A 19,529-nucleotide genomic window follows, 5' to 3' on the forward strand; every position below is an offset into this window, starting at 1 on the left:
TCTGATTGGGTTGTGCAGTTTGCACAGGGATAAACTTGCCAGGAGTCGCCAGGCCTTAATTATGACCAAATACAGCCTGCGGGCGCGAATGATGATCCTGATACTGGCGCCAACGCTGATGATTGGCCTGTTGCTCAGTACTTTTTTCGTGGTTCACCGCTATAACGAATTGCAGCATCAGGTCCAGGATGCGGGTGCGAACATTATCGAGCCGCTGGCGGTTTCCGCCGAATATGGCATGACATGGCACAACCGCGATGCGATACGCGAACTGGTCAGCCTGCTGCATCGCCGACATTCCGATATTGTCCGTGCGATTACCGTTTTCGACAACAACAATCACATCTACGTCACCTCAAATAACAATCAGAACCTCAGTCTGGTGCAGAAAGAGGATATCTCCACGCTGGAAGATGGCGTCTCGGTTGAACGTCGTGGCAACCTGATGGTGCTCCGCACGCCGATCGTGTCGGAGCGCTATTCCGTCGATGAACTGCCGCGCGAAGATGCAAAGCCCACCGGCAATCCGCTGGGTTATGTGGCGATCGAGCTGGATCTGCAATCGGTACGTCTTGAGCAGTACAAAGAGGTGTTTGTCGCCACCCTACTGCTGCTGTTTTGCCTGTGTATCGCCATGCTGTTCGCCTACCGCCTGATGCGCGACGTCACTGGTCCGATTCGTAATATGGTCACCACCGTGGACCGCATTCGCCGGGGACAGCTCGACAGCCGTGTCGAAGGCTACATGCTGGGCGAGCTGAGCATTCTGAAGAACGGTATCAACGCGATGGCGATGTCGCTGACCGCCTACCACGAAGAGATGCAGCAGAATATTGACCAGGCAACGTACGACCTGCGAGAGACGCTGGAGCAGTTGGAGATCCAAAACGTCGAGCTGGATCTGGCGAAAAAACGCGCCCAGGAAGCGGCGCGCATCAAATCCGAATTCCTGGCTAATATGTCGCATGAACTCCGCACGCCGTTGAACGGGGTGATTGGCTTCACCCGCCAGATGCTGAAAACCGGCCTTAGCACCAACCAGCGCGATTATATGAGCACCATTGAGCGCTCCGCCGCCAACCTGTTGAGCATCATCAATGACGTTCTTGATTTCTCCAAGCTGGAAGCGGGCAAACTGGTGCTGGAGTCGATCCCCTTCCCCCTGCGCGCCACGCTGGATGAAACCCTGGTGTTGCTGGCGCCTTCTGCCCACGAGAAAGGGCTGGAAATCACCGTTTGCCTGGAACAACAGGTGCCGGACAATGTCATTGGCGATCCCCTGCGCCTGCAACAGATTCTGATTAACCTGATCGGCAACGCCATCAAGTTCACCGAACAAGGACATATCGATCTGCGCGTTGAACTGCGCAATACCAACACCACGCGTGTCGCGCTGGAAATTCAGGTGCATGACACCGGCATTGGTATTTCCGATCAACAACAAACGCAGCTATTCCAGGCATTCCGTCAGGCGGATGCCAGCATCTCGCGCCGTCACGGCGGCACCGGACTGGGTCTGGTGATCACCCAGAAGTTGGTACATGAAATGGGTGGCGAAATCGCTTTCCACAGCCGCCAGGGCGAGGGCTCGACCTTTTGGGTACATATCCAACTGGATCTCAATCCGAATGCGCCCCCGCATCCGCGTGCGCTGGAGGATTTGCGTCCCTCCCTGTTGGCCTACATCGAGCCACATCCGGCGGTGGCAAAAGCGGTACTGGAGATGCTGAGCGGCACCCCGTTGCAGGTACATCATGCCGCCACGCTGGAAGAATTGGGCGATGCCCACTTCCCGCTCTTGTTGATGGGGCTTCCGGTTGACGGCAAAACCACATCGGCCTTACCGGATGACCTGATCACGCATCTCTTAAACCGCGCCGATTCGGTGTTGCTGGCGCTCCCCAGTGAAATGATGTTGCATGCCGATGAACTGCGTGCCCGCGGCATTGCCGGTTGCCTGACCAAACCGGTATCGCTGACACGCCTGTTACCGATGCTGCTCGACTTCCACAGCCGACAACGCGAAGCCCTGCCGCGTGGGGCACGCCAACCGTTGACGGTGATGGCGGTAGATGACAATCCGGCCAACCTGAAGTTGATCGGTGCCCTGCTGGAGGAACAGGTCGAGCACATCATTCTGTGCGACAACGCCGAACAGGCGATTCGCCAGGCACGTCTGCGCCCGCTGGATGTGATTCTGATGGACATTCAAATGCCGGAGATTGACGGTATCCGCGCCAGTGAGATTATCCGCAGCCTGCCGTTGCATGCAGCAACGCCGATTGTGGCGGTCACTGCCCATGCGCTGGATGGCGAACGCGAGCAGTTGATCAATGCCGGAATGAACGATTATCTGGCGAAGCCGATTGATGAGGATAAACTCAGCCAACTGTTGCAACGTTATGCGCCGCGTAACGTCGCTCTCAGCTCACCCGCCCCGGCGGTGGCCCCTTCACTGGATTGGGCGTTGGCATTACGCCAGGCAGCACATAAGGAGGATCTCGCACGCGATCTGTTGCAGATGCTGCTGGATTTCCTGCCAGAAGTGGCGCAGCGCGTGGAAGAGTGTATGGAAAACAACGATGTGACTGGGCTGCGCGAAATCATTCACAAGCTACATGGCAGCGCCAGCTACAGTGGCGTACCGCGTTTAAAGGAACTGTGTCGGCAACTGGAAAAAAGTCTGCATCAGGAAAGTGATATTGCTGCGCTCGAGCCGGAATTGCTGGAGTTGAGCGACGAGATGGAAAACGTGGCACGCGAAGCGCGTACGTTGTTGCAGGTATAATTCCCCCGTATCACGCAATTTCATGCGCGATACGGGAAAAACCGGCGCGATAAATCGCGCCGCTACAGGCTGTTGCCAACCTTAATCGTTGCCGCCACGTTACGAGCCGTCAGACGCACATTCTGCGCGGCATTCGCCAGCGCTTCTTCCAGCGAGCAGATACCAAACAACACGCTGAATACGGCATCCAACCCATGTTCATGTACTACGCCCACATCGGCCGTCAAACTGCCCGCAATGCCGATGACCGGCTTATTAAATCGTTTTGCCACCTGCGCCACACCAATCGGCACTTTGCCGTTGATGGTCTGGCTGTCGATGCGACCTTCACCGGTAATCACCAGATCGGCATCATGCACCTGCTCGGCAAGGCCCAGCGCTTCGGTAACAATCTCGATACCGCGACGCAGGTCAGCCTGGCAAAACGCATGCAGCGCCGCACCCATGCCGCCTGCCGCACCGCCACCCGCAATATGCAGCACATCAATATCCAGGTCGCGATGAATAATATCGGCGTAATGCGCCAACGCCCGATCCAATTGCTGTACCAGCTCGGGTGTCGCCCCCTTCTGCGGCCCAAACACCGCCGAAGCCCCTTGTTCTCCGGTGAGCGGATTGGTCACATCACATGCGACTTCGAAACGACACTGCCGAATGCGCGCATCGAGGTCAGCGATTTCAATGCGGGTTAACTGTGGCAAGGCCCCGCCGCCGTAGGCAATCTCGTTGCCCTGCTGATCCAGCAAACGCGCGCCAAGCGCCTGCATCATGCCCGAGCCGCCATCGTTGGTGGCGCTACCGCCAATACCAATGATGATATGTCCCACCCCACGATCCAGCGCGTTCTTGATCAGTTCGCCAGTACCAAAGGAGGTGGTAATCAGTGGGTCACGACGTGAGGTTGGCACCAGCTCCAGACCGCTGGCCGCCGCCATTTCGATAAACGCGGTGCGGGCGTCACCCGACAAACCGTAAAACGCATCAACAGGCTCACCCAGCGGTCCGGTGACCGTCAGCCTGACAATGCTTCCCTGCGTTGCCGCCACCATCGCTTCTACCGTGCCTTCACCACCGTCGGCGACCGGTATTTTTACGTAGTCAGCTTCAGGGAAGATGTCGCGGAATCCCGCTTCTATCGCTGAAGCCACTTCCAGGGCGGATAAACTCTCTTTATACGAATCCGGTGCGATAACGATTTTCATAGGCAATCCGAGCGCGGTTGATGACGGAAATCCGTCCTGCTAAGGCAACCTGGCTGTCCGGTATCAGCGATACCGGACGCGCGAGCTACCGGGTAATCTCAACTTTCGCTAATTTTTCATAATAGCAGGCCAGCGCACTGTGGTCGGCGGTACCCAGACCGTCGGCCTTCAGCGCCTGCATCATCTCCATCACCGCAGCGGTCAGCGGCAATTGCGCACCCACGCCATGCGAGGTGTCCAGCGCATTAGCCAGATCCTTGATGTGCAGATCGATGCGGAAGCCCGGCTTGAAGTTGCGGTCCAGCACCATCGGCGCTTTGGCATCCAGCACCGTGCTGCCTGCCAGACCACCACGAATCGCCTGATAGACCAGTTCCGGGTTTACACCCGCTTTGGTCGCCAGCGACAGCGCTTCAGACATTGCGGCAATATTCAGCGCCACAATCACCTGGTTAGCCAGCTTGGTAACGTTGCCCGCACCGATATCACCGGTGTGGACCACCGAACCCGCCATCGCTTTCATGATGTCGTAGCACTGATCAAACACCGCTTTATCGCCGCCAACCATCACCGACAGCGTGCCTTCAATTGCTTTCGGCTCACCGCCGCTGACCGGCGCATCCAGCATCTTGATGCCTTTCACTGCCAGTGCGTCGTGGACTTCACGGCTGGCCAGTGGCGCAATGGAGCTCATATCAATCACGATCAGGCCGGGTTTCGCACCATCAATGATGCCGTTCTCGCCCAGGCACACTTCTTTCACCTGCGGTGAGTTTGGCACCATGGTGATCACCACATCTACCAGCTGCGCCACCTCTTTCGCGCTTTTCGCGACTGTAGCCCCCAGCTCAACCAGCTCGGCTTCACTTGCTGCGTTGTTGTCACGTACCACCAGCGAATAGCCCGCTTTCAGCAGGTTTTTACTCATCGGTTTGCCCATGATGCCCAGGCCGATAAATCCAATTTTCATTACGTTGCCCCTTGGTCAGTTACTTCTTAAATTTGTCGCACAGCGCCTGTGTGGCGTTGCGGAAAACACCCAGATCGCTGCCAACGGCAACAAAACTGGCTCCCCATTCCAGATAACGACGGGCGTCGGCTTCTACCGGAGCCAGAATGCCGCTCGGCTTACCCGCCGCTTTGGCGCGTTCAAAAATGTATTTAATGACTTTCAGTACTTCCGGATGAGCAGGCTGGCCGAGATAACCCAGCGCAGCAGAGAGATCGCCCGGTCCCACGAAAATGCCATCCACACCTTCCACCGCAGCAATGGCGTCAATGTTGTCCACCGCCAGTTGGGATTCGATCTGCACCAGCACCGTGATGTTGTCGTTGATGGTGGCGTTGTAATCCGGCAGCGTGCCGTACATGTTGCTACGGTGCGATACCGACACGCCGCGAATACCGGCACCCGGATAGCGAGTGGAAGCCACGGCGCGCGTCGCCTCTTCCGCCGTCTCAACAAACGGAATCAGGAAGTTATAGAAACCGATATCCAACAGACGCTTGATGATGATCGGTTCGTTGCAGGGTGGACGTACCACCGGTGCGCTGTGGCTGCCTTTCAGCGCCATCAGTTGCGGAATAAAGGTGGTGATGTCATTCGGCGCGTGTTCGCCATCCAGCACCAGCCAGTCAAAACCCGCCAGCCCCAGGACTTCGGTGGTGATCGGGTTGGCCAGCGCACACCAGCTACCAATCAGGGTTTCTCCTGCCAGCAAACGGCGACGAAACGCATTCGGCCAGGCTGTATTGCTCATTATCTTGACTCCTGTAACGGAAAAAATTAGCGCACCAGGCACGGACGTTTGTTATCAAAAGTCCAGTTGGGCACAAGGAATTGCATCGCCTGAGCGTCATCGCGCGCGCCCAGCCCGTGTTTCTGATACAGCGCATTGGCCTGCATCACCTGATCCATATCCAGCTCAACACCCAGACCTGGTTTCTGCGGCACCTGAACCATGCCGCCTTTGATCTGGAACGGTTCTTTGGTCAGGCGTTGGTTACCTTCCTGCCAAATCCAATGGGTATCGATGGCGGTAATCGCGCCCGGCGCCGCCGCCGCGACATGCGTAAACATCGCCAGCGACACATCGAAATGGTTGTTGGAGTGCGAGCCCCAGGTCAGGCCAAAGTCGTGGCACATTTGCGCCACGCGCACCGAGCCTTGCATGGTCCAGAAGTGAGGATCGGCCAGCGGGATATCGACGGATTGCAGTGACAGGGTGTGGCCCATCTGACGCCAGTCGGTGGCGATCATATTGGTGGCGGTAGGCAGCCCGGTGGCACGACGGAATTCCGCCATCACCTCGCGTCCGGAATAGCCCTGTTCAGCCCCACACGGGTCTTCAGCATAGGCCAACACGCCCTTCAGCTGTTTCCCCAGCAGGATCGCTTCATTCAGCGACCAGGCACCGTTCGGATCGAGGGTGACGCGCGCCTGTGGGAAACGCTTCGCCAGTGCGGTGACCGCCTCGGCCTCTTCACCACCACGCAGCACACCCCCTTTCAGTTTGAAATCATTGAAGCCGTATTTTTCATACGCCGCTTCCGCGAGACGCACCACGGTATCCGGCGTCAGCGCTTCTTCATGGCGCAGGCGATACCAGTCGCATTTGTCATTTTCCTGGCTCTGGTACGAAAGCGAGGTTTTCTTGCGATCGCCGACGTAGAACAGATAACCCAGCATTTCTACCCGGTCGCGTTGCTGACCATCACCCAGCAACGACGCCACATTGACGCCCAGATGCTGGCCGAGCAGATCGAGCAGTGCCGCTTCAATCCCGGTCACCACATGGATGGTGGTGCGCAGGTCAAACGTCTGGGTGCCACGCCCGCCAGCATCACGGTCGGCAAAGGTACTGCGCACCAGGTTAAGAATGTTTTTGTACTCGCCAACGGTTTTATGTACTACCAGCGCTGCCGCATCTTCCAACGTCTGACGAATCTTCTCGCCGCCCGGAATCTCCCCAACTCCGGTATGGCCCGCATTGTCTTTAATGATGACGATGTTACGGGTGAAGAAAGGGGCATGTGCGCCGCTCAGGTTGAGCAACATGCTGTCATAACCGGCCACCGGGATGACCTGCATGGATGTAATTTTCGGTGTCTGACTCATTTTCTGCTCCTTAAACTTTGCTGCGACCGAAGGCCGGACGCTTACGGTCGAACGACCAACCGGGAACCAGATATTGCATCGCCGTGGCGTCGTTGCGCGCGCCTGCCGGCAGAGATTTGTACAGCGCATTGGCTTGTTGCAGACGATCCCAGTCCAGTTCGATGCCGAGGCCGGGTTTGTCCGGTACGGCGATTTTGCCGTTGCGGATTTGCAGCGGCTCTTTGGTCAGACGCTGGTCGCCTTCCTGCCAGATCCAGTGGGTATCAATGGCGGTGGGTTTACCGGGTACGGCCGCGCCAACATGGGTGAACATCGCCAGCGAAATGTCGAAATGGTTGTTGGAGTGGCAACCCCAGGTCAGGCCCCAATCGTCACACAACTGCGCCACGCGCACCGCGCCACTCAGCGTCCAGAAATGCGGGTCAGCCAACGGGATATCGACAGCATTCAACATCACCGCATGGTTCATTTCACGCCAGTTGGTGGCGATCATGTTGGTGGCCACCGGCAGGCCGGTGGCGCGACGGAACTCCGCCATCACCTCGCGACCAGAGTAGCCTTGCTCAGCCCCACAAGGGTCTTCCGCATAGGTCAGGACATCCCCCATGCCTTTACACAGGCTGATGGCCTCATCAAGCAACCAGGCCCCGTTGGGATCGACGGTGATACGCGCATCCGGGAAACGTTTTTTCAACGCCACCGCAGAAGCAATTTCCTGCTCACCCGGCAGCACGCCGCCTTTCAGTTTGAAATCTTTGAAACCGTATTTGTCCTGCGCGGCCTGCGCCAGACGCACTACCGCGTCCGGCGTTAATGCTTCCTGATGGCGCAGGTGATACCAGTCATGGCTGGCAGCTTCGCCGCTCAGATACGGCAGATCGGTTTTACGTCGATCGCCGATGTAGAACAGATAACCGAGGACCACGACTTCATCACGCTGTTGACCCGGGCCAAGCAGCTCCGCCACCGGAACCCCCAGGCACTGACCAAGCAAATCCAGCAGCGCGGCTTCCAGCGCAGCCACCGCGTTGACGCGCAGTTCAAACGTCCACGCACCTTTGCCGAAGGTATCGAAATCCGCCGACTGGTTGCCTTTGTGCACCTGCTGCACCAGGCGATTCATACGCGCCACCTGCTGGCCTTTCACCTGCGGAATCGCATCCACCAACGTCTGATAAATGGTTTCGCCACCCGGCGCCTCACCGACACCGGTATGCCCGGCGCTATCGGTCAGCACCACAATGTTGCGGGTAAAACAAGCGCTGTGTGCGCCGCCGATGTTGAGCAGCATGCTGTCGTAACCGGCAACCGGAATCACCTGCATATCGGTGATAACCGGGGTACTTTGCGTATTCATGCTCTGTCCTTATGCCCGATGTTTCAATTCGACACGTTTGATGTCCCCGGCAATCACCAGGAAGCTGAACGCTGCGACGAAGGCGTGGATACCGACATAAATCAGTGCACCTTCAAAAGAACCGCTGGTGGCAATGATGTAGCCAATGGCGATCGGGGTGACAATGCCGGAGAAGTTACCGAACATGTTGAACAGACCGCCGCTCAGGCCGCTGATCTCTTTCGGCGCGGTATCCGCCATCACTGCCCAGCCCAGCGCCCCGATGCCTTTACCAAAGAACGCCAGTGCCATAAAGAACACCACCACCCACTCAGTTTGGGTGTAGTTACACATCACCATACTGATGGACATCAGCATGCCGACCACAATCGGGGTTTTACGCGCAATGTTCAAAGAACCGGTTTTACGCATCAGGTAATCGGAGATCACCCCGCCCAATACGCCACCAAGGAAGCCGCATACCGCTGGAACGGAGGCGATAAACCCGGCTTTCAGAATCGACATACCACGCGCCTGCACCAGATATACCGGGAACCAGGTGATAAAGAAGTAGGTCAAGGCGTTGATACAGTACTGGCCGAGATAGATACCCAACATCATGCGAGAGGAGAGCAGCTGTTTGATTTGATAGAACTTCTCTCCCCAGCTAACTTTGTGCTCGGACTTCTTGCTGTCCATATTGATCAGCGCACCGCCCTGCTCCATATACTCCAGCTCAGCCTTGTTGACGCCAGGATGATCGTTAGGATCATGAATCACTTTCAGCCAGATAAAGCTGATGATGATGCCCAGTCCCCCCATAAACCAGAACACATGCGCCCAGCCCACTTCCGAGGTCAGCCAGCCCATAATCGGCGCGAAAATTACCGTGGCGAAGTATTGGGCGGAGTTAAAGATAGCCACGGCAGTGCCGCGCTCTTGCGCAGGGAACCAGGCAGCAACGATACGGCTGTTACCAGGGAACGACGGTGCTTCAGCCAGCCCCACAAGGAAGCGCAACATAAACAACGAAGCCACAATGCCGAAGCCGCTGAACAGGTCGACGAATCCTTGCAGGAAGGTAAACAGCGACCAGGTGAAGATGCTCCAGAAGTAAACGCGCTTGGAGCCGAAGCGGTCGAGCAGCCAACCGCCGGGTATTTGGCCGATAACATAAGCCCATGAGAATGCTGAGAAAATATATCCTAAACCGACCGAGTCAAGGCCGATATCCTTGGACATAGCAGAACCGGCAATCGAAATCGTTGCACGGTCCCCGTAGTTGAAAGAGGTGACGATAAACAACATCACCACAATCCAGTAACGGGCGTTGGTGCGCTTTTGCACCGCTTCCGCTGTCTGGCTAAAACTATTCATGATGCACTCCTGAAATATAGCGGTAGCTACATTCACTCTGACTGCATACACATCGCGTTGGGTATCAGAATGATGTTCGGTTAAACACGGCGATTTTTATATTGGCAATACGATGATGCGTCGTGACGAATAACCTAACGTTGGATAACGAGAGCCAGTATAGGAACAGGCGGAGAGCGAAACACTGGAAGAAAGCCCGATGATTTCATCACCTGGATACATATTTTATGGCGTTTGCACATAACGCTGCGGCATGGCTCACGGAACCATCAAAATCAACCCAACAATGGTTAATTAACGTACAGTCTTATGACGCTTTGTGAGTCCCTTCACTTGTGTTTGGTGAAACGTCTCAAACTGACGCAATAAAACCGCTAAAAGCCAGTCAGTTGCACAATGTATTGGGTAATACCCCTGCATATACTAAGGCTGGCAAAAAAAGATGGCGTGACGGAAGCAATCAATGACACCGCGTTGCCATGTACAGCGCGGCAGAATGGAAGGTGAGCAATGAACCGACCTCTAAGCGAGAAACCGCTTTATATTAAAGTGCACGATAGCGATAACGTCGCCATCGTGGTGAATAACCAGGGGCTGCCTGCGGGCACCCGCTTTGACGATGGGCTGCAACTGACTGAGCATGTGCCGCAGGGCCACAAAGTCGCGCTGGCTGATATTCCTGAGCAGGGCGCGATTGTGCGCTACGGCGAAGTGATCGGCTATGCGCTGCGTCCGATTGCCCAGGGCAGCTGGATTGAAGAGTCGCTGGTGGCGCTGCCCGAAGCGCCCCCTCTCGCCAGCCTGCCGCTGGCGAATAATGTCCCACCGGATTTACCGCCACTTGAGGGTTATACCTTCGAAGGCTACCGCAATGCCGATGGCAGCGTGGGAACCCGTAATCTTCTCGGCATCACCACCAGCGTGCATTGTGTCGCGGGCGTGGTGGATTACGTGGTGAAAATTATCGAGCGGGATCTGTTGCCGCGTTATCCCAATGTTGATGGCGTAGTGGCGCTGAATCACCTGTATGGTTGTGGTGTGGCGATCAACGCGCCGGCGGCAGTGGTACCGATTCGCACCATTCATAACCTGGCGCTGAACCCCAATTTTGGCGGCGAAGTGATGGTGGTTAGCCTCGGTTGCGAGAAATTACAGCCGGAACGCCTGCTCACCGGCACGCCCGATGTACAGGCCATTTCGCTGGACGATAACGACATTGTGCGTTTGCAGGATGAGCGTCTGGTCGGCTTCGGCGCGATGGTGGATGAGATTTTGCAGGTCGCTGAGCGTCACCTGAAGCGACTGAATCAACGCCAGCGCGAAACCTGCCCGGCTTCTGAGTTGGTCATCGGCATGCAATGTGGCGGCAGCGATGCGTTTTCCGGTGTCACCGCCAACCCGGCGGTGGGTTTTGCTTCTGATTTGCTGGTACGTTGCGGCGCGACAGTGATGTTTTCTGAAGTGACTGAAGTGCGCGATGCAATCCATCTGCTGACGCCGCGTGTGGTCGATGAGGCGACCGGCAAACGTCTGCTGGAAGAGATGGCATGGTATGACGACTACCTCAGCCTCGGTCAAACCGACCGGAGCGCCAACCCCTCGCCCGGCAACAAAAAAGGCGGCCTGGCAAATGTGGTAGAAAAAGCGCTGGGATCGATTGCCAAATCAGGCCGCAGCCCGATCGTTGAAGTGCTGTCTCCAGGACAGCGACCCACCAGGCGCGGTTTGATCTATGCGGCGACCCCCGCCAGCGATTTTGTCTGCGGTACACAGCAGATGGCATCCGGCATTACGTTGCAGGTATTTACCACCGGTCGCGGTACGCCGTATGGTCTGGCGGCAATTCCGGTGATCAAGATGGCTACGCGCAGCGCACTGGCTGAACGCTGGCATGATCTGATGGACATCAATGCGGGCACCATCGCCACCGGCGAGGAGAGTATCGAGCAGGTGGGTTGGCGGTTGTTTGAACTGATTCTGGATATTGCCAGCGCACGTAAGCAGACATGGTCAGATCGCTGGGGCATTCGCAATCAGTTGGCGGTGTTCAATCCGGCACCCGTGACCTGATAAAATCTGGTACGCATTAACACGTAGCGGCGCGATTTATCGCGCGGATTTTTGGCGATAAATCGCGCCGCTACGGAATTACAACAATTTACCCCAGTTTTCCACCCAGGGTGTCGTCACGGATTCCGGCTCCGGATCTTCTGTCGCATCTACCGTTAACAGGTCACCGACACGTTTGGCGCTCTGCTCCTGCAACAGCGCATCAAAGGTTTTACCCGCGCCGCAAAAGTTATCGTAGCTGCTGTCGCCCAGCGCAATCACGCCGTAACGCAAGTCAGGTTGATAGCCCAGTTGATCTTTCACCGCATGGTACAGCCCGGCGATACTATCGGGAAAATCGCCTTGTCCGGTGGTGGAGGTGATAATCAACACCACATCCTGCTGATAATCCTGCCACTGCGCCAGCGATGGGTCTTCAAAGACTTTCACTTCATGACCCTGCGCCTGCAACACCGGCTCCGCCTCTTCCGCAACCAACAACGCATTGCCGTAAACCGTACCTACAAAAATGCCAATCTTTGCCATCAAGCCGCTCCTTATTCTGTTGGCTTATCCTGGACTGCCTCATCGGCAAACTCAACCCTGGGAACATCAGGGATCTGATCCTGCCAGCCAAACTGATGCAGCATCTGCTGCCAGACGGCATCCAACCCGGCACGAATCACCAATGGCTCCCCTGTCACCGGATGATTCAGACTCAGCGCACTGGCATGCAACATCAGGCGATCAAGACCAAAATTTGCTGCCGCACCACGGTTCTGGCGCAGATCGCCGTGCGTGGTATCACCAATAATGGGATGGCGCAGATGCGCCATATGGCGTCGCAGCTGATGCTTACGCCCGGTGCGCGGTTGCATCTCCACCAGACTGTAACGCGCGCTGGCATAGCGGCCAATCGCCACAGGCATCTCGGTGTGGGCCAGCATCTGAAAGTCGGTGACGGCCGGTTGCGGGCCACGCGGTTCGGTGGCGAATTTATCGGCGATTTTGTCGAGTTCCTCGACCAACGGATAATCCAGCGTGCCGCTTTCCGTCAGCCAGCCACGCAGCACGGCATGGTAGGTTTTGCGGATTTGATGTTGCTCAAATTGTTGAGCCAGCAGCCGGCCAACCTCGCTCGACAGTCCCATCAGCAATACGCCGGAAGTGGGGCGATCGAGCCGGTGTGCGGTAAAGACGTGCTGACCGATCTGATCGCGCACCGTCTGCATCACCACTACTTTTTCTTTGCGGTCGAGCCAGCTCCGGTGCACCAGCCAACCCGCAGGTTTATTGACCGCGACCAGCCACTCGTCCTGATAAATAATTTCCAACATCAGGCTGCGGGTTCCGAAAATAAGGCATCAAGCTGGCGTAAGGTCAGCAACAGCATAGGATGGCCCGGCGTGCCGGGAGGAAGCGCCATTTCATAATAATGCGCTACGGCGAAGTTTTGCGGCAAGGGTGCACCGGCGTCAATCAGCGCCTGCATACGCGGGATCAACACCCACTGTAACCACTCAAGAGGTGCCAGCGTATCAAGGCAAAAGGGTTGGGTACTGGCAAACGCTGCCGCATCGGGGGATTGCGTCTGCCAGTGGTCGTGCTCGCGCATCACCGCTTCGACCTGCTGTAGCCGCTGCAAAATAAGTTGTTGCGACGACATGCGCCACCTCCAGAGAAAAATCGGGCGGCAAGCATATCACTTGTCGGGCGATGCTCAAAAAACGCATAAAAAAAGGGGAGCACTGTAATTACAGTGCTCCCGGTTCGTTTGCAGCAATCCCGCCACCGCTGTGCTCCCTGCTCATCCGTGACAACTTTTCCTGTGCTGTCCTTCGCTTGTCATCCTGACATTGGTCCTTAGCATCCTGGCCCGCCACATCCCGCGTGGCTCTCATTCTCCGTCCTGGAGGTGTCCCTGACTCACTCCTGAGTGTCCTGCTTCATCATGAAGCCTTCCGTGTGCCGTAAACTCCGTTACGCTCCAGCCCCCTGGCTGACATTCTCCTGAACATCGCTTAATCCGTGGCTTCCTGCCAGTGGTGACTATTCTGGCAGAAACTATCGCGTAAACAAGGTACTAAAAGCCGTTACATCAGTCAGTTATCGAATTATTTTCGGACTGCTGCCATAAACTCATGATTCACAATATTTTTACAAGCCTGGCTTCCTGAATTCTTCAGTACAATTTGCCGATCTCTCACACGCTATGTGAGAGATCTCTTACACCAATACAGGCTAATGTCTGCAATTTACTCGCTAACTGGTTGTAAGTTATTAAGAAACATCTTAATTTCTGGGGATAATACTTCGCGCTTTTTGCTACCAGGATGCTCAAGAATAACTTCACCGGTAAGATTGCACAGGGAGATGACATCCTGTTCGGAATCAGTGGTGGCGATAAATAAAGTGGGGCTTTGCTTCAGGCGACGCTTCATGACCAGATGACCAATCAAATTCTCCTGTAGCCGCGTGAAGTCGTCCTCACTCCATACCTGTAGCAAGGTCATATCCTGCTGCTGAAAACGGGCGGTCATATCACCGGCAAACTGCGTGGTGTAAAACGCGGTGATTTCGGGCCGAAGCTCAATCTCCAGTGCGCGCTCAACCGCAGCCAGCGTGGCAGGCAAGGTAAAAGGCTGTGGCTGCCACAACACACGATCATTCACCGTGCTCTGTATACAAGGGGAAGGTACGCCAAACAGTTCACTGCTTGCAGGTAAATGCCCGGTGCGCTGCTGCCATTCGTCACAATATCGGGCGGTAAAATCGCGCAGAGCATCCACGGTTTGCTGCATCATTCATCTTCTCGCTTCTGATAGGTTACACTTAGCCACTTTGATGGATTTTAGTGGTAACCGTTATGTCTACTGAACAACAGGATCAGGTATTAAGCGGCCTGACCTTGGGTAAACCCACGGCGTATGTCGATCATTACGACCGTTCGCTGTTACAGGCTGTGCCACGCAGTCTCAATCGCGAACCGCTGGGGCTGTTTCCCGACAACCTGCCTTTTCACGGCGCAGATATCTGGACGCTGTACGAACTCTCCTGGCTTAACAGCAAAGGCGTACCACAGGTGGCGGTAGGCGAAGTGGTACTCAACGCTGCGAGCCGCAATCTTATCGAGTCCAAGAGTTTCAAGCTCTATCTTAACAGTTTTAATCAGACGATTTTCGCCGACTGGGGGGAAGTTCGCCAAACGCTGGAGCGTGATCTCAGCGCCTGTGCTGAAGGTGAAGTTAGCGTGGCGCTGTTCCGCCTCGGTGAAATCGAAGGCCAACCGATCGGTCATTTTACCGGTGAACTGATCGATGAACAGGACATTGAGATTCACGACTATGCGTTTAATGCCGATCACCTGGCGCAGGCCGCTGGCCACGACATTATTGAAGAAACGCTGGTCAGCCATGTTCTGAAATCTAACTGTCTCATCACCCACCAGCCTGACTGGGGTTCGGTGATGATTCGCTATAAAGGCCCACGTATCGATCGTGAAGCGCTGCTGCGTTATCTGGTGTCTTTCCGTCAGCACAATGAGTTTCATGAACAGTGCGTTGAGCGCATTTTCAACGACATTCAACGCTTTTGCCAACCGGAAGCGCTGACGGTCTATGCCCGTTACACCCGCCGTGGTGGGCTGGATATCAACCCGTGGCGTAGCAATGTGCCCTTCTCACCGGGATTTTCCCGCCTGGTTCGCCAGTAACAGATTGCGAGATACCTCGCAGGCCGCGGCACGGATGCGCGGTTCCACTTGAGCATTGACCGCAGACAAGGCTACTCTGTCCAAGGCGCGGGCGGCTAACCGTGCGCGACCAGGGATATTCGTCACTGTGCTCAGGAAGTTAAGCACAGCGTCATCAGTCACGCGCTTGCGTGTAAAGGAGTTCTCTTGATTACTCATATTAGCCCTCTTGGCTCGATGGATCTGCTCTCCCAGTTGGAAGTCGATATGCTGAAACGCACCGCCAGCAGCGACCTGTACCAACTGTTTCGCAACTGTTCACTCGCGGTGCTCAATTCTGGTAGTCAGACCGACAGTAGTCATGAACTGCTTTCCCGCTTTGAAAGCTTTGATATCAACGTATTACGCCGTGAGCGTGGCGTTAAACTTGAACTGATCAACCCACCGGAAGAAGCCTTTGTCGATGGCCGGATTATCCGCTCATTACAGGCGAACCTGTTTGCCGTACTGCGCGACATTCTGTTTGTGAATGGCCAGCTTTCCGCTGCCGAACGCTTTCAGAATCTGGATGCTGAAGACTCGGCACATATCACCAACCTGGTCTTTTCTATCCTGCGCAACGCCCGTGCGCTGCACGTCGGTGAGTATCCCAATACCGTGGTGTGCTGGGGTGGTCACTCGATTAACGCTGTGGAATATCAGTATTGTCGTAACGTCGGCACACAACTTGGCCTGCGCGAACTCAATATCTGTACCGGCTGTGGTCCGGGGGTGATGGAAGCGCCGATGAAAGGTGCCGCAGTGGGTCATGCACAGCAACGCTATCGCGACAGTCGTTTTATTGGCCTGACTGAGCCTTCAATCATTGCCGCTGAACCACCGAACCCGCTGGTCAATGAATTGATTATCATGCCGGATATCGAAAAACGTCTCGAAGCCTTCGTGCGTATTGCCCACGGCATCGTGATCTTCCCTGGTGGCGTTGGCACCGCGGAAGAGTTGCTGTATCTGCTTGGCATTTTGATGAACCCGCAGAATAGCGATCAGGTACTGCCGTTGATTCTGACCGGCCCGCAGGAGAGCGCTGATTACTTCCGTGTTCTGGATGATTTTATTGTCAACACGCTGGGCGAAAGTGCGCGCAAACATTACAAAATCATTATTGATGATGCTGCCGAAGTGGCCCGCCTGATGAAGCACGCAATGCCGCAGGTGAAAGAGTATCGTCGTGAAACCGGTGATGCTTACAGCTTCAACTGGTCAATTCGTATCGTGCCGGACCTGCAACTGCCGTTCCTGCCTACCCACGAAAATATGGCTAACCTGAACCTGTATACCAATCAACCCGCAGAAAAACTGGCGGCAGACCTGCGTCGAGCCTTCTCTGGCATTGTCGCCGGTAACGTGAAAGAAGTGGGTATTCGCGAGATCCGCGAAAAAGGTCCGTACAAACTTCATGGCGATCAGGACATCATGCACCGCATGGATGAACTGCTACAGGGCTTCGTCGCCCAACACCGCATGAAACTGCCGGGCACCGCGTATATCCCCTGCTACGAAATCATCAAATAACTCAGGAAGGCAGCCTGCGGGCTGCCGCTATCATCATGTCTTTCCATCTTCTTATTGTTGATGCCCTGAACCTGATCCGTCGTTTACATGCCGTTCAGGGCTCACCATGCCGCGATGCCTGCGTGGCAGCACTACATCAGTTGTTGGGTCATACCCGCCCGACACATGTGGTCGCGGTGTTTGATAGTGCCACACGCCAGCCTGGCTGGCGTCATTCGTTATTGCCGGATTACAAGGCGGGCCGTCCACCGATGCCGGATGATTTGCAGTCGGAAATGCCTGCCATCCAACAAGCGTTTCAGGCGGCAGGGGTCAGTTGCTGGATCGCCGATTTGGACGAAGCCGATGATCTGGCCGCCACGCTGGCGGTCAAAATGGCTGATGCCGGACATCAGGCAACCATCGTTTCGACAGACAAAGGTTATTGCCAACTGCTGGCCCCGAATATCCGCATTCGCGATTACTTCCAGAAACGCTGGCTGGACGTCCCCTTTATCGAACAAGAGTTCGGCGTCACACCCGGTCAATTGGCGGATTACTGGGGATTGTGTGGCATCAGCAGCAGCAAGATTCCCGGAGTGGCGGGCATCGGCCCGAAAAGTGCGCGGGAACTGATTGCGCAATTTGGTTCGCTGGAAGCGATTTACCAGCAGTGGGATCAAGTGCCAACAAAGTGGCAGGGGAAATTGCAGGCACAGCGTGATATGGCAGAGATTTGCCGCCAGGTCTCAACATTGAAGCGGGACCTGGTATTGCAGGGCAATCTGAATACGCTGCGATACAACCACCAATCAGGTGGCTCATCGACATAAATTTGTAGCGGCGCGATTTATCGCGCGCCTTTCAACACCAGCGCGATAAATCGCGCCGCTACGTGCATCGCAAACTTAGCGTTCGTCGCGGCGACCACCGACGGCGGCCCAGATACGGCGCACATGCACCGTCACTTCTTCGCGATCATGATAGAGCTGACGCGCCTGAATCTGCGCATTAATACCATGCTCTTTCAGGGTGGCATCGATCATTGCCAGATTTTGCGTCACCTCTTCGTAGCGCTTTTTCATCGGCAGCTTGAGGTTAAAGATCGCCTCGCGGCACCAGCCATTGACCAGCCATTCGCTCATCAGGCTGGCAACGCGCACCGGCTTCTCCACCATGTCGCACACCAGCCAACTGATGTTGTTACGCGGTGGGCGGAAACGGAAACCATCTTCACGGCAATGCGTAACCTGCCCGGTATCCATCAGGCTCGGAGCCATTGGGCCATTATCAACCGCATACACCATCATGCTGCGTTTCACCAACTGATAAGTCCAGCCGCCGGGGCATGCGCCCAGGTCAACCGCCCACATCCCACTGCCCAAACGTTCATCCCATTCGTCAGCCGGGATAAAGACGTGAAACGCCTCTTCCAGTTTTAAAGTGGAACGGCTCGGCGCATCGGCCGGGAACTTCAGACGCGGAATGCCCATATAGAACGGCGAGTTATTCTGCGGCAATGAGTAGCCGACATAACAGGTGCCGGGCGCAATAAAGAACACATGCACCACTGGACGCTTCGGGCTTTCGTAGTTGAGCAGAATTTTATTTTCACGCAGGCTGGCACGCAGCGGTACGGTAAATTTGCGGCAGAATTTGGTCAGCTCTTTGGCTTCATTCGTGTCCGGCACTTCAACACGCAATTCACCGCCCTTCTCCACCACGCCCGTCAGCATACCGACAATCGGTGAAATACGATCTTCTGGCGGCAAATCACGCAGCAACTCACCCACCACCACCATCTGGCGGGCAAAAATCAGTTCAGCAAACGGCAACTGGCTGATCAGTTTTTCTGCATCTTCCTGTTGGTAGCACTCAAATAACACATAACCGGCATCATCTTTTACGCGCGGGAAACCATAGATCTCACGCTCAGCCGCTTTCGCACTGATCTCTGCCGCACACTCTTTCTCAAAGCCGGGACGGCAATAGAGTAAAACTTTATTCATGGCGTTCTGCCTTTCGTTTCAGACGCAGTGCGCCAATCAACATCAAAAACCAGCCAATCAGGAAGCCAAAGCCACCGACTGGCGTTACAAATACCCAAAACTTCAGATGCGACAGCGCCAGGCAATAGAGGCTGCCGCTGAACAACACGGTGCCCAAGGCTAACGCCGCGCTGCTCCAGTAAAACCAGATATTGGCACGGCGCAACATCGCCGATGCAAGACCGATAATCGCCAGCGTATGATAGGCCTGATACTCAAGGCCGGTATGAATCCACGCCATCTCAGCTGGGCCAAGGGATTTACTCAACACATGGGCACCAAAAGCACCAAAAGCCACCAGCGTGAAACCGCTAATGGCTGCAAAAATAAACATCGCACGACTGGACATCAAACAATCCTCAGAGTGAA

17 protein-coding genes are annotated in these 19,529 nt (G+C 55.5%); 5 read left to right on the forward strand and 12 right to left on the reverse strand.

Going from position 1 to position 19,529, the window contains the following annotated elements; all coding sequences use genetic code 11:
- The first annotated feature begins 61 nt into the window (after positions 1-61).
- Positions 62-2,788 carry a two-component sensor histidine kinase BarA gene (barA, locus tag AC6I8R_RS16320; RefSeq protein WP_021184539.1) on the forward strand — a complete coding sequence of 909 codons (2,727 nt, stop codon included), beginning with the start codon at positions 62-64 and terminating at the stop codon, positions 2,786-2,788.
- A 62-nt stretch (positions 2,789-2,850) separates the two neighbouring features.
- Here the strand turns inward: barA and AC6I8R_RS16325 are convergent, their stop codons facing one another.
- The 6 genes from AC6I8R_RS16325 to AC6I8R_RS16350 all read right to left on the reverse strand — a co-directional run bounded on the left by AC6I8R_RS16325 (position 2,851) and on the right by AC6I8R_RS16350 (position 9,821).
- The gene (locus AC6I8R_RS16325; RefSeq protein WP_497832586.1) at positions 2,851-3,990 is read right to left on the reverse strand and encodes a glycerate kinase; all 1,140 of its coding nucleotides are present in this window, start codon (positions 3,988-3,990) and stop codon (positions 2,851-2,853) included.
- Positions 3,991-4,075: 85 nt separating this feature from the next.
- Positions 4,076-4,960 carry a 2-hydroxy-3-oxopropionate reductase gene (gene garR, locus AC6I8R_RS16330; RefSeq protein WP_021184541.1) on the reverse strand — a complete coding sequence of 295 codons (885 nt, stop codon included), beginning with the start codon at positions 4,958-4,960 and terminating at the stop codon, positions 4,076-4,078.
- Positions 4,961-4,979: 19 nt separating this feature from the next.
- Complete coding sequence (gene garL, locus AC6I8R_RS16335; protein WP_021184542.1) at positions 4,980-5,750, reverse strand: 2-dehydro-3-deoxyglucarate aldolase; 771 nt, start codon at positions 5,748-5,750, stop codon at positions 4,980-4,982.
- A gap of 26 nt (positions 5,751-5,776) precedes the next feature.
- Complete coding sequence (gudD, locus tag AC6I8R_RS16340) at positions 5,777-7,108, reverse strand: glucarate dehydratase (RefSeq protein WP_415173453.1); 1,332 nt, start codon at positions 7,106-7,108, stop codon at positions 5,777-5,779.
- A 10-nt stretch (positions 7,109-7,118) separates the two neighbouring features.
- Entirely contained in the window at positions 7,119-8,465 is a 1,347-nt protein-coding gene (locus AC6I8R_RS16345) for an enolase C-terminal domain-like protein (protein ID WP_497832587.1), read from the reverse strand.
- Positions 8,466-8,474: 9 nt separating this feature from the next.
- The gene (locus AC6I8R_RS16350; protein ID WP_415173452.1) at positions 8,475-9,821 is read right to left on the reverse strand and encodes an MFS transporter; all 1,347 of its coding nucleotides are present in this window, start codon (positions 9,819-9,821) and stop codon (positions 8,475-8,477) included.
- A gap of 510 nt (positions 9,822-10,331) precedes the next feature.
- On the opposite strand from AC6I8R_RS16350, the gene garD reads away from it, so the two are divergent.
- The gene (gene garD / locus AC6I8R_RS16355) at positions 10,332-11,891 is read left to right on the forward strand and encodes a galactarate dehydratase (RefSeq protein WP_497832588.1); all 1,560 of its coding nucleotides are present in this window, start codon (positions 10,332-10,334) and stop codon (positions 11,889-11,891) included.
- 78 nt (positions 11,892-11,969) lie between these two features.
- Here the strand turns inward: garD and AC6I8R_RS16360 are convergent, their stop codons facing one another.
- From AC6I8R_RS16360 to syd, 4 genes are all read right to left on the reverse strand, one after another.
- On the reverse strand, positions 11,970-12,416 hold the full coding sequence (locus AC6I8R_RS16360) for a flavodoxin (RefSeq protein ID WP_208723723.1): 447 nt from the start codon (positions 12,414-12,416) through the stop codon (positions 11,970-11,972).
- Between the two features lie 11 nt (positions 12,417-12,427).
- Positions 12,428-13,207: a tRNA pseudouridine(65) synthase TruC gene (gene truC, locus AC6I8R_RS16365; RefSeq protein ID WP_021184549.1), complete on the reverse strand. Its 780-nt coding sequence runs from the start codon at positions 13,205-13,207 to the stop codon at positions 12,428-12,430.
- Positions 13,207-13,536 (reverse strand): YqcC family protein, encoded by a 330-nt coding sequence (locus AC6I8R_RS16370; RefSeq protein ID WP_415174792.1) that lies wholly within the window; start codon positions 13,534-13,536, stop codon positions 13,207-13,209. Before AC6I8R_RS16370 ends, truC begins: the two co-directional genes overlap by 1 nt.
- A gap of 589 nt (positions 13,537-14,125) precedes the next feature.
- A complete protein-coding gene (syd, locus tag AC6I8R_RS16375; protein ID WP_036626560.1) occupies positions 14,126-14,674 on the reverse strand; it encodes a SecY-interacting protein in 549 nt (182 codons plus the stop codon).
- 62 nt (positions 14,675-14,736) lie between these two features.
- On the opposite strand from syd, the gene queF reads away from it, so the two are divergent.
- The 3 genes from queF (at position 14,737) to xni (ending at position 17,945) form a co-directional block, all read left to right on the forward strand.
- Positions 14,737-15,582, forward strand: coding sequence for an NADPH-dependent 7-cyano-7-deazaguanine reductase QueF (gene queF, locus AC6I8R_RS16380; RefSeq protein ID WP_021184551.1), 846 nt, complete (start codon positions 14,737-14,739; stop codon positions 15,580-15,582).
- A gap of 186 nt (positions 15,583-15,768) precedes the next feature.
- Positions 15,769-17,133: a nucleotide 5'-monophosphate nucleosidase PpnN gene (gene ppnN, locus AC6I8R_RS16385; protein WP_497832589.1), complete on the forward strand. Its 1,365-nt coding sequence runs from the start codon at positions 15,769-15,771 to the stop codon at positions 17,131-17,133.
- A gap of 35 nt (positions 17,134-17,168) precedes the next feature.
- A complete protein-coding gene (gene xni, locus AC6I8R_RS16390) occupies positions 17,169-17,945 on the forward strand; it encodes a flap endonuclease Xni (RefSeq protein WP_415174793.1) in 777 nt (258 codons plus the stop codon).
- A 75-nt stretch (positions 17,946-18,020) separates the two neighbouring features.
- On the opposite strand, the gene rlmM is transcribed toward xni, so the two are convergent.
- Both rlmM and AC6I8R_RS16400 read right to left on the reverse strand, forming a co-directional pair.
- Positions 18,021-19,121 (reverse strand): 23S rRNA (cytidine(2498)-2'-O)-methyltransferase RlmM, encoded by a 1,101-nt coding sequence (rlmM, locus tag AC6I8R_RS16395; RefSeq protein WP_021184554.1) that lies wholly within the window; start codon positions 19,119-19,121, stop codon positions 18,021-18,023.
- Positions 19,114-19,509, reverse strand: coding sequence for a DUF423 domain-containing protein (locus tag AC6I8R_RS16400; protein ID WP_021184555.1), 396 nt, complete (start codon positions 19,507-19,509; stop codon positions 19,114-19,116). Before AC6I8R_RS16400 ends, rlmM begins: the two co-directional genes overlap by 8 nt.
- Positions 19,510-19,529: the final 20 nt, after the last annotated feature.

The organism is Pantoea sp. X-Soil-OKNW-713 (genome assembly GCF_059730685.1).

Coding starts and splice junctions, on each gene's coding strand:
- AC6I8R_RS16325 (WP_497832586.1), bottom strand. CDS start 3,990: ATGAAAATCGTTATCGCACCGGATTCGTATAAAGAGAGTTTATCCGCC.
- AC6I8R_RS16400 (WP_021184555.1), bottom strand. CDS start 19,509: ATGTCCAGTCGTGCGATGTTTATTTTTGCAGCCATTAGCGGTTTCACG.
- truC (WP_021184549.1), bottom strand. CDS start 13,207: ATGTTGGAAATTATTTATCAGGACGAGTGGCTGGTCGCGGTCAATAAA.
- rlmM (WP_021184554.1), bottom strand. CDS start 19,121: ATGAATAAAGTTTTACTCTATTGCCGTCCCGGCTTTGAGAAAGAGTGT.
- AC6I8R_RS16360 (WP_208723723.1), bottom strand. CDS start 12,416: ATGGCAAAGATTGGCATTTTTGTAGGTACGGTTTACGGCAATGCGTTG.
- barA (WP_021184539.1), top strand. CDS start 62: ATGACCAAATACAGCCTGCGGGCGCGAATGATGATCCTGATACTGGCG.
- gudD (WP_415173453.1), bottom strand. CDS start 7,108: ATGAGTCAGACACCGAAAATTACATCCATGCAGGTCATCCCGGTGGCC.
- AC6I8R_RS16370 (WP_415174792.1), bottom strand. CDS start 13,536: ATGTCGTCGCAACAACTTATTTTGCAGCGGCTACAGCAGGTCGAAGCG.
- garR (WP_021184541.1), bottom strand. CDS start 4,960: ATGAAAATTGGATTTATCGGCCTGGGCATCATGGGCAAACCGATGAGT.
- queF (WP_021184551.1), top strand. CDS start 14,737: ATGTCTACTGAACAACAGGATCAGGTATTAAGCGGCCTGACCTTGGGT.
- AC6I8R_RS16350 (WP_415173452.1), bottom strand. CDS start 9,821: ATGAATAGTTTTAGCCAGACAGCGGAAGCGGTGCAAAAGCGCACCAAC.
- syd (WP_036626560.1), bottom strand. CDS start 14,674: ATGATGCAGCAAACCGTGGATGCTCTGCGCGATTTTACCGCCCGATAT.
- garD (WP_497832588.1), top strand. CDS start 10,332: ATGAACCGACCTCTAAGCGAGAAACCGCTTTATATTAAAGTGCACGAT.
- xni (WP_415174793.1), top strand. CDS start 17,169: ATGTCTTTCCATCTTCTTATTGTTGATGCCCTGAACCTGATCCGTCGT.
- garL (WP_021184542.1), bottom strand. CDS start 5,750: ATGAGCAATACAGCCTGGCCGAATGCGTTTCGTCGCCGTTTGCTGGCA.
- AC6I8R_RS16345 (WP_497832587.1), bottom strand. CDS start 8,465: ATGAATACGCAAAGTACCCCGGTTATCACCGATATGCAGGTGATTCCG.